The 14860-nt window shown below is 38.5% G+C and carries 13 protein-coding genes; 12 read left to right on the forward strand and 1 reads right to left on the reverse strand.

Annotation, left to right across the window (positions count from 1 at the left end; translation table 11 throughout):
• Positions 1–7: 7 nt before the first annotated feature.
• Together K2F45_RS10825 and K2F45_RS10830 are read left to right on the forward strand one after the other, a co-directional pair.
• Positions 8–445: a PD-(D/E)XK nuclease family transposase gene (locus tag K2F45_RS10825; RefSeq protein WP_248933538.1), complete on the forward strand. Its 438-nt coding sequence runs from the start codon at positions 8–10 to the stop codon at positions 443–445.
• 483 nt (positions 446–928) lie between these two features.
• Entirely contained in the window at positions 929–1315 is a 387-nt protein-coding gene (locus K2F45_RS10830) for a hypothetical protein (RefSeq protein WP_075992173.1), read from the forward strand.
• A gap of 290 nt (positions 1316–1605) precedes the next feature.
• Here the strand turns inward: K2F45_RS10830 and K2F45_RS10835 are convergent, their stop codons facing one another.
• Positions 1606–2514, reverse strand: coding sequence for a hypothetical protein (locus K2F45_RS10835; RefSeq protein WP_075992174.1), 909 nt, complete (start codon positions 2512–2514; stop codon positions 1606–1608).
• A 213-nt stretch (positions 2515–2727) separates the two neighbouring features.
• On the opposite strand from K2F45_RS10835, the gene K2F45_RS10840 reads away from it, so the two are divergent.
• From K2F45_RS10840 to K2F45_RS10885, 10 genes are all read left to right on the forward strand, one after another.
• Complete coding sequence (locus K2F45_RS10840) at positions 2728–3045, forward strand: hypothetical protein (RefSeq protein WP_075992175.1); 318 nt, start codon at positions 2728–2730, stop codon at positions 3043–3045.
• A gap of 586 nt (positions 3046–3631) precedes the next feature.
• Entirely contained in the window at positions 3632–5050 is a 1419-nt protein-coding gene (gndA, locus tag K2F45_RS10845) for an NADP-dependent phosphogluconate dehydrogenase (protein ID WP_075992176.1), read from the forward strand.
• Positions 5051–5058: 8 nt separating this feature from the next.
• A complete protein-coding gene (gene zwf / locus K2F45_RS10850) occupies positions 5059–6540 on the forward strand; it encodes a glucose-6-phosphate dehydrogenase (protein WP_075992177.1) in 1482 nt (493 codons plus the stop codon).
• A gap of 17 nt (positions 6541–6557) precedes the next feature.
• The gene (gene pgl / locus K2F45_RS10855; protein WP_075992178.1) at positions 6558–7268 is read left to right on the forward strand and encodes a 6-phosphogluconolactonase; all 711 of its coding nucleotides are present in this window, start codon (positions 6558–6560) and stop codon (positions 7266–7268) included.
• Positions 7269–7400: 132 nt separating this feature from the next.
• Positions 7401–8519, forward strand: a complete 1119-nt coding sequence (locus K2F45_RS10860; RefSeq protein ID WP_248933539.1) for a TlpA family protein disulfide reductase — start codon at positions 7401–7403, stop codon at positions 8517–8519.
• A gap of 160 nt (positions 8520–8679) precedes the next feature.
• Positions 8680–8964: a hypothetical protein gene (locus K2F45_RS10865; RefSeq protein ID WP_075992179.1), complete on the forward strand. Its 285-nt coding sequence runs from the start codon at positions 8680–8682 to the stop codon at positions 8962–8964.
• Between the two features lie 31 nt (positions 8965–8995).
• On the forward strand, positions 8996–9787 hold the full coding sequence (locus K2F45_RS10870; protein WP_248933540.1) for a hypothetical protein: 792 nt from the start codon (positions 8996–8998) through the stop codon (positions 9785–9787).
• Between the two features lie 190 nt (positions 9788–9977).
• Positions 9978–10571 carry an RNA polymerase sigma factor gene (locus tag K2F45_RS10875; protein ID WP_248933541.1) on the forward strand — a complete coding sequence of 198 codons (594 nt, stop codon included), beginning with the start codon at positions 9978–9980 and terminating at the stop codon, positions 10569–10571.
• An 89-nt stretch (positions 10572–10660) separates the two neighbouring features.
• Positions 10661–11743, forward strand: a complete 1083-nt coding sequence (locus K2F45_RS10880; RefSeq protein ID WP_248933542.1) for a FecR family protein — start codon at positions 10661–10663, stop codon at positions 11741–11743.
• Positions 11744–11810: 67 nt separating this feature from the next.
• Positions 11811–14852 carry a SusC/RagA family TonB-linked outer membrane protein gene (locus tag K2F45_RS10885; protein WP_248933543.1) on the forward strand — a complete coding sequence of 1014 codons (3042 nt, stop codon included), beginning with the start codon at positions 11811–11813 and terminating at the stop codon, positions 14850–14852.
• Positions 14853–14860: the final 8 nt, after the last annotated feature.

Raw genomic sequence — 14860 nt, forward strand, 5'->3', positions numbered from 1 at the left:
TGATAAATTGGTTAACTTTGTTAAAGCTGAGGCAGAGTTAGTTAATGATTTACATCGTTGGCTGTATGTACTCAAAAATATGTCTTCGCTAAATGGACTTTCCATTTATTTGCGTAAGCCTATTTTTGAGAATTTATTTCAGTTAGCAGAGTATAGCAAACTAAAATTGGAGGAACGAGAGATGTACAACGCAAGTTTAAGGAATAAATGGGATGCGGATAGCATCCGAAGTAGTCAGGAGGAGCAATTGAAACGAGCGCGCGAAAAAGCAATGGCAGAGGGAAAAGCAGAGGGAGAGGCTAAAGGAAAAGCCGAAGGAAAGGCGGAAGTAATAAAAAATCTTTTGTCTTCGAATAAATTTTCGATATCGGAGATAGCCGAATTAGCGAACGTCACTGTAGAGTTTGTAAAGCAGATCGAGGCAGAGAAGTCTAAAGGAAAATAGAGAATATAACCATATAGGGTTTTACGGCCACTTGGATACTGTCTAAGCGGCCTTTTTTCTTTTTATAGGTTAAGTTGGTTTCTTAATCAATACCATTTTGAATAGGCTCTCATTTAAATGAAAATATTTGTAAGGCCGAAGAGACGAACTCAACTTTTTTATAAAAAGATCAAACGAAATCGAATCAACCATTGTTATACCAATACTTTCATAAATTAGGTTAATAACAGGTAGTAAAAACCTTGAGATCCCCCTCCTCAAGGTTTTTTATTTTTTTAAAAACTGACTATCCTATTATTGGGATCATAACTATATATTAGGGCTGGATCCATCCAGCCTTTTTTCTGATATAAATGTTATCTTAGCGCTATGCTGAACAATCTCTTTGAACAAGTCAAGGTTATGAAGCTTTCGATATGGGAGGGATTGCCGCCATTGCGGAGTGATACGGCACAGACTTCGTTGTTTTAAATTAGCTATTTTATGGGAAGTTTAACAAAATATGTATCAAACGATCGTCCAGAATTCGCCGTACTTATCGAAGATGACGATAAGGTTTGTTATGCATACTTATTGAATGAGGAAAGAATAGTTGGAGATATTTGGTTATACAATAGCGTTCCTACTCCCAGAGAATCTGAATGGCATAAAAAGGAGAATCTACCGTTTTTAAATCCTGCTGAGTTTGTCAAAGAAAACCTTCAACCATTTGATGCGAGTTCGCCTGTTGTAGTGACCTGGGATTTTGGGGAAGAAACGGTGGCCAATATATTTCTAGCGTCCAGATTGATCGCAAAGCTAACTCTGGGATCTTGTCCGGGTTGGTCTAGTCTTGTCACTAAAGATGGGCCTTTGGCGCAGAAGATGTAACATTTTCATGAAACGAATTGGACGAAGATAGAAGAAATATACAAACACATAGACGAATAATGATGAAATACTTTTCAAGTCTTATCCTTTTGGCAGCAGTGATTTTTACAAAAGCCCAAATAAAGCTTGAACAGAAAGACTTCAATAATTTAATGGCTATAGGTGATCCCTTCTTTTGAGGTTATCCCTTACGTCAATGTGTTGTTAAATGCCGGGGCGCAAGGCTAATAAAAAAGGAGTGGATAATTAATTTGCACTAATTAACACTCAGTGATCGTTTTAACGCCTAGTTATCGTTGAAAAGTAAATGAAGAGCTAATTGTAAGTGTCATATCCCCAAATTTTAATTTTCTTTCTTCCTGAAGGGCGGATTTATCCGCTGTCAGATAGCCTGTTTTATAATACTTGAAAATTGAGCCAAAGCGATTATCGAGTATCCTGAATTTTTTTCCATGCTGCATGTAGGTTAATTGTAGGTAAAAATCATCCTTTTCTGGAAAATCAAATGTTGGGATAAAAATAGGATCGGTAATGGCGAATGCTATTTGAGATGCGCCCAATTTCAACGCTTTATTTACCTCTGTTTCTGCGATTGGTTTTTTGCTATTCTCAGCGTCTTCCAAAGAGTTGTATAACGATACAACGGCATCAAAGACTTCGTCTTCTTTAAAAGAAGAAGTCAGATATGGACTATGCGATGAGAGCTTATCAATCACAATTGAGTCAATGGATTTTATGGTTGAAATCTCCACGATCTTGGACGCCGAATCCAATGCCATATTCAGTGTTTCACTTTCTATTTCATTTTTGAAAATATATTGCGTTAGTCGGTATTTACCCACACTTGCAATATCGAGCTTAATATCCGACTCCGATTCCGTTTTTACAACCCTCTTATTATCCAAATCATATAATACCCATTTTACAACAGGAGTTCCCGAGTAATCCTGTTCTATTTTATTTCTTACTACTTTTATATCACTTTTGAAAGCTGCTCCTTCATAAGGGATATAAGCTATGTTGGCAGGCATAGCAGAGAGCTTGGGAGGAACAATAATAGTAGGGTCTTTTAGCTGTTTGCCTTCTGGATTTACATATACAAACCCCGCTTTCAATACCTCCTTACCTTGGGTAGGATCGATCTCTTTCTTACAACCTGTTAGCAATAGGGCGGAAATTAAAATAAGGTAATAGCGCATACTATAAATTAATTGGTTCAACAATCTAATATACTAAATATATTTGTTAATTTACGTTTGGAGAAATATTGAGGCCGATGTTTTTTATTAAAGAGAAAAATAGATTCAATCAAATATACGAGGAAACAGAATAGCTATAAATGAACGATGCGATGCTGTTTAATAAATAACCTCATAACCAACGATATATTAAAAGAAATTATACTGGTAAAAATGAAAAAAATACTTTTATGCGCTCTTTTGTCATTTTTCGGCTTAAGTTTAACCCATGGACAGCAATTGAAGCCTTTATATAGTAAAACGGATACTTTGCCTAAGGTTGTTTACAAAGATCTTGATGAAAGACCTTTGCCTAAGATAGAGATGCAAGGTAGAACCTACTTAGGCGATGCTATGCGATCATTAAAACCTGAAGAGGTTCAATCAATAGATGTTGACAAGACAAGGCAGGTAATGATCATTGAATTAAAGCCTGGATACCATCCTATTTTAATGAGCTTGTCGGATATTAAAAAAAATATACAAATCTAAAATCTGAACATGTCATATTCCGGATTGAAGATCACTTTGTACAGCACGATCCAAATGAAGTTCTTGTCGATGAAAGCAATATTATGTTAATTTCTATTTCTCCCATTAAGTTTATTGGTGACTTAGAAGATTTATTTATGGTGACATTAGTGTCGCGGACGGATAAGAATCTTAAAAAACTAAATGAAATCCGTATTCGCTAAGCATTATTACACTTAGCCAAAGCGACATCTAGCTAACATAGCCTCCCTTGACGGTCAATAAGGGCGGCTGTTTTAATTAGCTTGTCGAAGATGCGCGGGTTTTTATATTTTGCCGAATCTTGCAGAAGAAGGATATGGATAACTGTTTGGTTAAGTTAGCGTATGCTGGTACTAAAATAATTTTGAATTCGGATATGTTAAGTCTTGTATTGACTAGCCTTGTTTAAGGCACTCTTCTTTTATATTGGAAGCTCGTAACCAAATAACTAATGATATTTTCCAGTTGATGATAACTAAGTCAGAATTGAAAGAAAATTTTAGATAATTTTTTTGCTGGCATGCATTTCAGTAAATTTGATGCATAAACTAAACTTTAAGTAAGAATGGAAAAGTATAATTACGGGGTCATTGGTCTGGGTGTAATGGGAAGAAATCTGCTTTACAATATTGCCGATAATGGTTTCTCTGTCGTAGGATTCGATTTAGATGAAGAAAAGGTAATCGAACTTCGTAAAGGAGTTGCTTCAGGTACAAAGGTTGTTGGAACTGTTTCTCTAGAGGAATTTGTGTTAAGTTTAGACAGTCCGCGAAAAGTTATTTTGATGGTTCCTGCAGGTAAACCGGTTGATGCTGTTCTTGAAAGCATAACACCGCTTCTGAGTCCAAAAGATATTGTCGTTGATGCGGGAAATTCTTATTTCAAAGATACCGAGAGACGTATAGCTGATTTAGCTTCTAAAAACCTTCATTTTATGGGAATGGGAGTTTCTGGAGGAGAGCAGGGGGCAAGAAGAGGACCGAGTATTATGCCGGGCGGAGATTTGGAAGTTTTCAATTTGGTGAAGCCTATGCTGGAAGTTATTTCGGCAAAAGTAAAAGGGGAGCCCTGCACCGCTTATATGGGAAAAGGAGCTGCAGGGAATTACGTTAAAATGGTTCACAATGGTATTGAATATGCCATCATGCAATTAATCAGTGAAGCATACGATTTACTGAGAAAAGGAGCTAATCTTAACAATAACCAATTGTATGAAGTTTTCAAAAGTTGGAATGAAGGCGAGATGAATTCTTTCCTTATTGAAATAACAAGAGATATTTTCCAGCAAAAAGATGATGTAACAGACGGTTTTCTTGTCGACAAGATTTTAGATAAAGCAGGAGCAAAAGGAACCGGAAAATGGACCTCCCAGGAGGCTATGGAAGTTGGAGTGTCTATTCCAACCATCGATATTGCAGTAACATCAAGAATTTTATCCGCTTACAAAGATGAGCGCGTGAAAGCTTCGCAATTATATGCTAAAGAAGAAGTACAAACTCCTGAAAATATAGAATTGTTCATCAAAGAGGTGGGGGATGCTTTGTATTTATCTACTTTAATCAGTTATGCGCAAGGATTGGCATTATTGGTAAAAGCTTCTGAAGAATATCAGTTTGAAATTCCGTTAAAAGATGTTGTTAAAATCTGGAGGGGTGGATGTATCATCCGTTCGGTTTTATTGGAGAAATTTTATCTGGCTTATTCAAAATACGAGAACTTATCTAATATTTTATTGGATCAGGAAATTTCAGAAATTGTAAAAGATAAAATTTCTTCATTAAGAAAAACAGCTGCTTTTGCTGTATCAAACGGAATTCCAAGCTTAGGAATTCAGTCGGCTCTAGGGTATTTCGAAGCTTATACCACAGCATCTTTACCTGTAAACCTGCTTCAGGCGCAGCGTGATTATTTTGGTGCACACACTTACCAAAGAACTGACAGAGAAGGAGTCTTTCATACCTCATGGCAAAACCCAAATAACTGAATCTAACAATGAGTGACAATACAATCCTGCATCCAACAACGATCGTTATTTTTGGTGCAACAGGGGATTTGGCAAAAAGAAAGCTTTTTCCTGCCTTCTATAATTTATATATCGATGGCAGAATGCCAAAGGGGTTTAATATTTTAGCTTTAGGAAGAGCCGAAAATACGGATGAAAAATTCAGGGCTTATATTAAAGAAAATCTGGAGAGTTTTTCCCGGAAGGCTGTAATCAAGGAAGACTGGGCTGGTTTTCAGGCTCACATCAGCTATTTTCAGCATCAGCTTGATGAAGAAAGCTCTTATCAGGATTTATATCAGAAACTGGAAAATTTTGATAAGGTGTACGGAATGAGAGGCAACAGACTTTTCTATTTGTCCATTGCACCAAACTTTGTATCTGTAATTTCAAATCATCTTAAAAATACGTCAATAGCATCTGATCCTGCAACAGATCGAATTATTATCGAAAAACCTTTTGGTCACAATAAAGAATCTGCCATTGAGCTAAATAATCTTCTTTCACAAACTTTCCAGGAAGAACAGATTTATCGCATTGATCATTATCTAGGTAAAGAAACCGTTCAGAATATTTTGGCGTTCAGGTTCGGAAATTCAATTTTTGAACCTCTTTGGAATCACAGACATATAGAATCGGTACAGATTACGGTTGCCGAAGAAGTAGGTGTGGAAACAAGAGCCAGTTTTTATGAGCAGACAGGAGCTTTGCGCGATATGATTCAGAACCATCTTTTGCAAATTCTTTGTATGGTTGCTATGGAACCTCCGGCTTCACTTGAATCGGGTGAGATCAGGGATCGTAAAGTTGATGTTTTAAAATCCATCCGTAGGATTTCTCCCGAAAAAGTAGATCATTATGCGGTAAGAGGACAGTACGGACGAGGCAAAGTAAATGGGGTAAAAGTAAAAGGCTATCGCCAGGAAGAGGGAATTGCTCATGATTCCAATACGGAAACATTTGTCGCTATTAAGTTTTATCTGGATAATGAAAGATGGGAGGATGTTCCTTTTTATGTTCGTACCGGTAAGAAGATGAAAGAAAAGCATTCTTATATAACGATTCAGTTTAAGCCACTTCCAAATTCTACGTTTTCAGAAAGCAGCTCGCTTCTGTCGGCAAACCGATTGGTTATTAATATCCAGCCACAAATGGACATCAGATTGCAGTTTATGTCTAAAAAGCCAGGCTTGTCTTTAGAGCTTAAACCTGTGGAGATGATTTTCGATAATTTTGCCTGTCAGACCGATACGCCCGAAGCTTATGAAACTCTTTTATTGGAAGCACTCGTGGGAGACCTTACACTGTTTATGCGCTCTGATCAGGTACAAGAAGCTTGGGATGTGATAAAAACGATTCAGGAAACCTGGGAAAAAACCAAAGATCCATCGTTCCCAAATTATGCTTCAGGAAACTGGGGCCCTGATGACAGTGATGCACTGGTAGAGCGGCAGGGACATCAGTGGGTTTAAAATCTAATGAAAAGAGAATGAATATTACGATATTTAATAATCTGGATGCTTTATATAAAGAAGCAGCAGATACATTTGTTGAGCTTTCGAAAAAAGCGATTCAGAAGCATGATAAATTTGTGGTCGCGTTGAGTGGTGGCTCTTCACCGAAAGCCATTTTTAGTTTATTAGCTACTCCCGAATATGCAGATAAAATAATTTGGAACAAAATCTATTTTTTTTGGGTAGATGAAAGATGGGTTTCTCTTGAAGATGAGAAAAGTAATTTTAAGATGACTTTGGAAGTACTTTTGAATAAGGTTCCGGTAAATGAAAATCAGATTTTCCCCATGTATAAAGAGGGAATTGAGCCTGAAAATTACGCTAAAGCATACGAAGCTCAAATCAGAAATGTTTTAGGAGCTGACGGTATTTTTGATTTCATCCTTTTAGGAATGGGTGATGATGGCCACACAGCCTCTCTGTTTCCAGGAGAAAAGATCTTACAAGAAAAAGAAAAATGGGTTGATGCCTACTATCTAAAGCCACAGGCAATGTTCAGAATTACTTTGACTGAACCTATTATCAATAAAGCTGAAAATATTCTGATTGTTACATTTGGTAAATCCAAGAAAAACGCTTTGAATGAAGTTCTTAATGGTGTATATAATCCTGAACTATATCCGCTACAGTTAATTGAAAAAAAAGCAGGAGTCCAGATTTTTACCGATAAAGAAGCTGGAATTTAATATCATTTGACTATACGGGACGTCTAGCCAAAAAGGCTCCCTTAACGATTGACAAGGGTGCTTAAGTACTCTTGTCAATACAGTTATAGCCCCTTAGGGAAATATTGGAACATTATTGCTAATAAATTTACAATGAGATTTTTGATTTTAATTTCGATTTTCTTTTCAATCTTATGCTCTGCAAAAGGTCAATCAAACAATAAATCAGTTATTAAGGGAGTGATAGATACTATTCCTCACACAATCTATTTTGTTAAATATAAAAATCAAGGAAATACGATCTCTGATACGGTAGCATTAGATGATAAAAGCAATTTTAAATATACAGCTATAATCTCAGAGCCGACAATTTTCAACATATCTATTAAAAATATTTATAATAAAAATTATATCGGTGATTTTGTAATCTATTCATTCTGGATAGAACCAGAAAAAACGATTGAATTTAATGGCTATAAAGGCTGGCTGATTAATGGCGCCAAGGGTTTAATTCCTATGTCTAATAAATTTGATATTAAAAATTCCTCTTTAGATAGTATTGAGAGATTATTCAACAAAAATAAATTAACAGCAATTAAAGCAAAAACAGAACAACTCGGCCGTAACCTGGCAAACAATGAGTTGATTGAAGTAATTCGCGAACTTTCCGATTCATTTATATCTAATCACCCGAATAACTATTACGGACTTTATTTGATAAGTAATTTCCCGGATAATACAAATAAACAACTAAATGATAGAAATAACATGTTCAAAAAGATTTCGAATGATTTACAGAAAACATATCTTGGCGAATCAATTCTCCAAAAAATAAAAATTAGTAAAATATTTGAAATTGGTGAAATGATGCCTGAGTTCGAACAAACAGATACGATATCGAAAGTCGTTAAATTATCCCAATTTAGAGGTAAATATGTGCTGGTTGACTTTTGGGCATCCTGGTGCGCGCCTTGTCGAAGAGAAAATCCTAATTTGGTTAAAGCCTATCAAAAATACAGAGGTAAAGGATTTGAGATTATAGGAATATCATTAGATGAAAATAAAGAAGAATGGCTAAAAGCTATACGCAATGACGGATTAAAATGGACGCAGTTATCAGATCTAAAATCTTTTAAAAATTCAGTCGCTCAACAGCTCTCTATTCAAGCTGTCCCTGATAATTTTCTAATTGATCCAAATGGAGTAATTCTTGCTAAAGGACTTAGGGGTGATGACTTGAGCAAAGAATTAGAACGAATTTTCAAATACTAAATCACTCAATATTTAGCATATGCTTTTGAATTGAGCCCAACAACTCAAAAACTCTATTTTATCATAATAAAAAGAGATAGAAAAGGGATTTTTCATCGAAGATGACGATAAGGTCTGCTATGCTTACCTTTGGAAAGAAGGCGAAAATATTATTGCCCATGTGTGGCTATACAATGTAACACCAACTCCGAGTGAGCCAGAATTGCAGATAGAAGAAAATCACCCCTTTTTAAATTCTGCGGAATTTGTTAGAGAGAATCTCGACCCATTCGACGCTTGGACGCCTGTTGAAGTCACTTGGGATTTTGCGGAAGAAATACTAGCTAAGATATTTTTATCCGAAAGATTGATCGCGAAACTTACCGTAGGGGCACGTCCGGGTTGGTCTAGTCTTGTAACGAAAGACGGACCGTTGGCGAAGAAGATGGCGGATTTTCAGCATTAAATCGTAATTTTATCTTTCAAATACACTGACAATGACATTTCTATACCAATATCTTCGTTTTTATGGGGTGTTAGCGGCCTTCATATTTTCCTTCAATGTTTCTGCACAAAAGCAATCCGGGGTGGACAGCGATGCATTGGCAATTCAGTTCGTTGATGGACAACTTCCTGAAGGCAACTATACCGCAGCGGTGTTGGGAATTCCCAGGCCGAATGCAGCACAGCTTGCAATTGTTGGGAAAATGAAACAAGCCATGAAAGCCAATGAAGATTGGTTTTTCAAAACCATGAAGGAGTTAAAACCCGGAGAGCCTATACCATATCACAAAAATCTAGGTATTAGCGAAGAAGAGTATGCTGCTTTTATGGAGTTCTCCCAATCTACCAAAATAGACAAAATAGGGGCGATGGAGCTCAAGATCATTCGCAAGGACAATAGTATCCATTTCGAGCCTAAAGACTTCGGCGATTATTTGAAATATCTAGTCATTGATTTGAAAGACCAGAGGGTTAGGGTTGATAGTCTGGGCTTGGAATATAAAGGACAGATCAGTATGGATGCCAAACAGACAACATTGGTCGCAGGGCCTTGGGCAGGTTACTCCTGGCAACTCGAAGAATTTAAAAAAGACGGACAATTAATTTCAGATCCGAATAAAGTCGTTCCTGCAGAAATGGGAGAACTGGATATAAAGTCTATAAAAGTGTTAATAGGCAAACTCGATCGTATCGATCAATGTTTTCTTTATCTCAAGAGTAATATTGTCTATAAAGGCCATGTGCTGGCAAAACAGGATATTGCCCTTTTATTAACGAAAGAATAAGCCAATTTTTAATTAAGGAAACTAGGGAAGATATGGCCCGAATTCTCTCCTTTTAAGATGTCATGTTTTGCGGTGGGGAGGTCAATTTGTATGAAATATAAAATTTTATTTGGGGTACCAATGATTTTGATTTAGTAAATTTATCACTATATTAAGTTCGTCGTTCGTACCAATTATCAGAATTTGCCAAATGAAATCTCCTAAAGAAGCTGCTACACTGGAAAAACTTAAAAATGGAGACCTAAATTCGTTTAATGAAATTTATTTCCATTATTCGCCAAAGATCTATGTGAGATTGATCAAATTGGTGAAAAATCAAACTATTGCAGAAGAAATCTTACAAGAAGTATTTACCAAAATATGGCTCCAACGTGAAAAGATTGACCCTAATAAGGGGTTTGTCTCATTTCTCAATCATATTGCGGACAATTTGGCTATGGACTTTTTTCGAAAAGTGCAAAGAGACAAGGCTCTTCAATTGGAAATATGGGCTTCAGCCATAGAACTGTATTATCATACCGAAGAAAAACTGTTTTTCAAAGATAAGCAACAGATGTTGACCAATGCAATCGACTCCCTGAGCCCCAAACGAAAGGAGATTCTGACCCTCAATAAATTTGAAGACAAAAGTTATAAAGAAATAGCCGATTTACTGGGCATCTCAGTATCTACTGTGAGTAATCAATTGGTGAGTGCACTAAAAGATATCAAAAAATATATTCAAGAAAACTACCGAGATGAGTATATAATCAGTCTTTTTGCAGCCTTTTTATTCAAACTATAAAAAAAATAAAAAAAGTAATAGTGTGATTCTCTTTGTCAAACGTATAGAGTAACAAATACAGCAATGTATTGAACTAATTATAGTAAATTTTGAAAGAGCAATCCTTTAAAGATCAATTGTTGGCGTATATCCACAACCGCTTGGATGCGCAGTATTATGAGTCATTTTTTGACGAAATGGCCAAGATTGATACTGCAATTCTAGAGTTATGGATCACTGAGATGCTGGATCAGGATGAAGGACAAGTAGTACAACAAATTCCGTTACTAGATTTAAGCATGGTTCATCGGAAAGTGCTCGATCATATCTATGCCGTAGATCCGCCAAAACCTATGCTCATTCGTAGCATAAGCCCGTGGGCCTGGGCTTCCTGTGCCGCCGTGCTACTCTGCGTACTGTCGGTTCTCTTTTTGAAAAATTTCTCGACCTCAACAAAAGAACAGGTTACCTGGTATGAAAATAAAAATGCTTATACAATCAATGCTCAGCTTCCTGATAGCACGACCGTTATCCTTTATCCACAGGCTAAAATCGGATTCGAATATACTGGCAGAGGCCACCGCGATGTACATCAGGTGCAAGGTCGGGTTATTTACAAGGTGTACAAAAACAAAAATGCACCTTTTCAAGTCAATTACAGAGGATATTTGACCACTGCCTTAGGCACCATATTTAGCGTAGACCCCAAGGATACCGATCATGTACTAATAAAACTAATGGAGGGCAAAATATCTGTCGGATCAGTTACGGCAGATAGCCGAAATTTAATATACCTCCAACCAAAAGAAGAAGTATTGGTTAACTTAAAACTTCAGCAGATGATTAAGTTTTCGGAGCCCGAATTGACAAAATCTCAGCCTGCCCGTGTGGATAAGGAGCTAAGGAAACTTATACCACAGCTAACTGCCAATGTCGAATGGACCAATCAGTCTGTCAAATTTAACCAAACCAAAAACATTCAACTCTTAAGAGTAATCGAAAGCCTTTACGATGTTTCGATTATATGTGATAATCCTGATTTGCTCAACAGTTCATTTACAGGAAGTTTAAATAGCAAAGAATCGCTAGCTAATTTCTTGACCAGTTTCTGTCAATTGAACGATTGTACATTCCAAGTGAACAATGGTATTGTCAACATCAGCAATTCGAGAAGAAAGGAGGACGTACAGTAGGAGAGAATCAACCCAACGCGGAAAAATAAACCAATATATAAATCAGAATAACCAACTGTAAACAATTATGAAGCATATTCTAATCAAATTAATGCTCGTGGGATTGCTATTTCCATACTTTTCTGTAGGATTTGCGCAATCAAACCTGAAAGTAAATGGTAAAATAGTTGACAACGAAGGGAATACATTGCCCGGCGCAACTATTGATCTTGTCCACGAGAAGAGCAGTAAAAAACTCCACTTTGTGGCCGATAACAACGGATTGTTTGTTTTAACTCCACTTGTTGCTGGCGAAAATTATACGATCTATGCCCACCATCTCGGCTACGATACCGATTCTGTTAAGCATTTTGTGGCAACCGCTACCAGCAAAAACACCGTGCTTATCCGTCTGAAACCAAATACCGGAATGATAGACGAAGTTGTTGTCGTCGGCTATGGTGTTCAGAAAAAGGTGAATTTGACGGGCGCTGTTTCCGCCGTATCGGGAGAAGATCTGAACAATAGGCCCGCAGGGCAAACCTCTTCGGCCCTTCAAGGCATGGCCTCGGGAGTCACCGTCACACAGCGTTCTGGCAAGCCGGGAGCGGACGGTGCGGATATCCGTATCCGCGGTATCGGTACACTTGGCAACGCAGCACCTTTAGTGCTGATTGATGGGATCGAAGGCTCTATCAATAATATCGACCCCAATTTAATAGAGAATATTTCCATATTAAAAGATGCCGCCTCCGCATCGATCTACGGTTCGAGAGCTGCCAATGGTGTCATCTTGGTCACGACCAAAAGGGGAAGTTCTGATAAAGTCGCTATTGCCTACAATAATTATTTCGGTTGGCAGTCGGCGACCAATATGCCCAAAATCGTCAATGCCCTGGATCATATGCTGCTGACTAATGAAGCGTATACCAATGTTGGTGCGAGTCCATTATATCCGGAGGATATCATTGCCGCCTATCGAAGTCAGGGCAATGGTAGTTCGGACGAGTATCCCAATACCAATTGGCAAAAGGAATCGTTGCAGGGGAATGGATTTCAGCAAAGCCATTTTGTGACAGTAAATGCAGGCACAAATAAAGTAAAAATGCTGACTTCGGTCGGTTATTTCGACCAGAAGGGGTTGACACTGAATAGTTCGTTTAAGCGCTATACTATCCGCAACAACGTGGATGTTAAATTCTCAGATAAGCTCGCCGTTAAATTTGACTTTCAATACGTCAATCCGATTGTCACCTCACCCGCAGCGAGTATTGAAGAGCTTTTTCAGTGGATGAGCAGTATTCCCGCCAATCAATCCTTTAGGAATTCTAATGGTAGCTGGGGACTAGGTTGGAATGGTAATAATCCCGTCTCGGCGGCGGCTGATGGCGGTGTTGCGACCAACAAAAGTCCATTTGGTAGTATCAACGCATCATTGATCTACAGACCCAAGGAATGGTTGACTGCCGAGGTCAATTATGCACCGAAATATGCGACGCAGGTAAATAGGAATTTCCGAAAAGCAGTGCAGTCCTATTTTCCAGACGGTACGCCGAGCTTCTCGGTCCCTGTGCGTACAGCACTTACCCAGTACAATAGCCAGGAACTTTTTAATAATATGCGAGCGACCCTTACGCTAAACAGGGATTTTGGTCCACATCAGTTTAAAGCATTGATTGGTGGTTCGCGCGAAGACTACAAGATTGATTACACTCAGGGTTTTAGGGACACCTATGTTCTCCCTGACTATGAAGTGCTCAATGCTGGGTCGGCACTGAATCAGTCAGCTACGGGAAGTGCTTCCGAGTGGGCGTTACAATCATTATTTTCCCGGATCAATTACGTTTTCAAAGATCGTTATCTTTTGGAACTCAATGCACGCTACGATGGTTCCTCCAGGTTTGCCAAAGGTAATCGTTATGGTTTTTTTCCGTCGGCATCTGCAGGATGGCGTTTTTCTGAGGAGCAGTTCCTAACCGCATCCAAGGGCTGGCTTACAGAAGGAAAAATCAGGGCATCATGGGGTAAACTGGGAAATCAGAATATCGGGACCTATCCGGCCGTGGCATCTTTAAACCTAGGTTCGTATACATTGGGCAATGGCATCGTCAATACGGCAGCGCTAAATGATATGTCCAATCCTGATATTACATGGGAGTCTACTGAGGAGAAAAATATCGGGATTGATCTTACCCTATTTAAGCGATGGACTATTACCGCAGATCTATACAACAGAAAAACCAGCGATATATTATTACAGCTGGACATCCCGCTCATCATTGGTTTGAATAAGCCTTATCAAAATGCGGGCGTGGTCGAAAATAAAGGTTGGGAACTTTCCATGGGCTATCGGAGTGATCCGGGCAAAGCCTTTAAATATAATTTTACGTTTAACCTCTCTGATGTCAGAAACAAAGTGTTGGATATGCGGGGAATCAATCAGACTGGTCTAACGGTCAATCGGGAAGGCTACCCCATTAACTCGATCTTTGGTTATGTTTCGGAAGGCTTTTTCCAGACGACCGACGAAGTGAAAGCGCATGCCACACAGTTTGGTACCTTGGCTCCGGGAGACCTCAAATATCGCGATCAAAATGGCGATGGCGTAGTTAATGAATCCGATAAGGTCATTATCGGGAGTACGATTCCACGATATACCTATTCGCTCAATTCTAACTTCAGTTTCAAAGGATTCGACCTCAGTTTTCTGTTGCAGGGTGTGGGAAAAGCCGATGGCTACCTCTATGGTGCAGGTATACAGCCTTTTACAACGACGGGGGCAATTGGGGGGACGATCCGTGAGGACAATAAAGACCGATGGACGCCTGACCATACTGCTGCTAAATATCCGCGCCTGGCTTTCGGACAGAATAACAACCAGCAGTCCTCCCAGTTTTGGATGAAAAATGCTGCCTACCTTCGGCTGAAGAATTTGCAGCTCGGCTATTCATTCCAGGCGGACCTGCTAAAGTCTATCGGACTGAATAGGTTCCGGGTATTTGTCAATGGCTCAAACCTATTCAGCGTAGACAAGTTTTGGGACGGTTATGACGTCGAAGCACCTGTAGGCTATGGTAACTTTTACCCACAGGTAAAGGTGTATTCTTTTGGATTGGATATTACATTATAAACTTGGCA

Source organism: Sphingobacterium siyangense (genome assembly GCF_023277505.1).
GTDB classification, from domain to species: Bacteria; Bacteroidota; Bacteroidia; order Sphingobacteriales; family Sphingobacteriaceae; genus Sphingobacterium; species Sphingobacterium siyangense.

Coding starts and splice junctions, on each gene's coding strand:
- pgl (WP_075992178.1), top strand. CDS start 6,558: ATGAATATTACGATATTTAATAATCTGGATGCTTTATATAAAGAAGCA.
- gndA (WP_075992176.1), top strand. CDS start 3,632: ATGGAAAAGTATAATTACGGGGTCATTGGTCTGGGTGTAATGGGAAGA.
- K2F45_RS10860 (WP_248933539.1), top strand. CDS start 7,401: ATGAGATTTTTGATTTTAATTTCGATTTTCTTTTCAATCTTATGCTCT.
- zwf (WP_075992177.1), top strand. CDS start 5,059: ATGAGTGACAATACAATCCTGCATCCAACAACGATCGTTATTTTTGGT.
- K2F45_RS10875 (WP_248933541.1), top strand. CDS start 9,978: ATGAAATCTCCTAAAGAAGCTGCTACACTGGAAAAACTTAAAAATGGA.
- K2F45_RS10870 (WP_248933540.1), top strand. CDS start 8,996: ATGACATTTCTATACCAATATCTTCGTTTTTATGGGGTGTTAGCGGCC.
- K2F45_RS10830 (WP_075992173.1), top strand. CDS start 929: ATGGGAAGTTTAACAAAATATGTATCAAACGATCGTCCAGAATTCGCC.
- K2F45_RS10885 (WP_248933543.1), top strand. CDS start 11,811: ATGAAGCATATTCTAATCAAATTAATGCTCGTGGGATTGCTATTTCCA.
- K2F45_RS10835 (WP_075992174.1), bottom strand. CDS start 2,514: ATGCGCTATTACCTTATTTTAATTTCCGCCCTATTGCTAACAGGTTGT.
- K2F45_RS10840 (WP_075992175.1), top strand. CDS start 2,728: ATGAAAAAAATACTTTTATGCGCTCTTTTGTCATTTTTCGGCTTAAGT.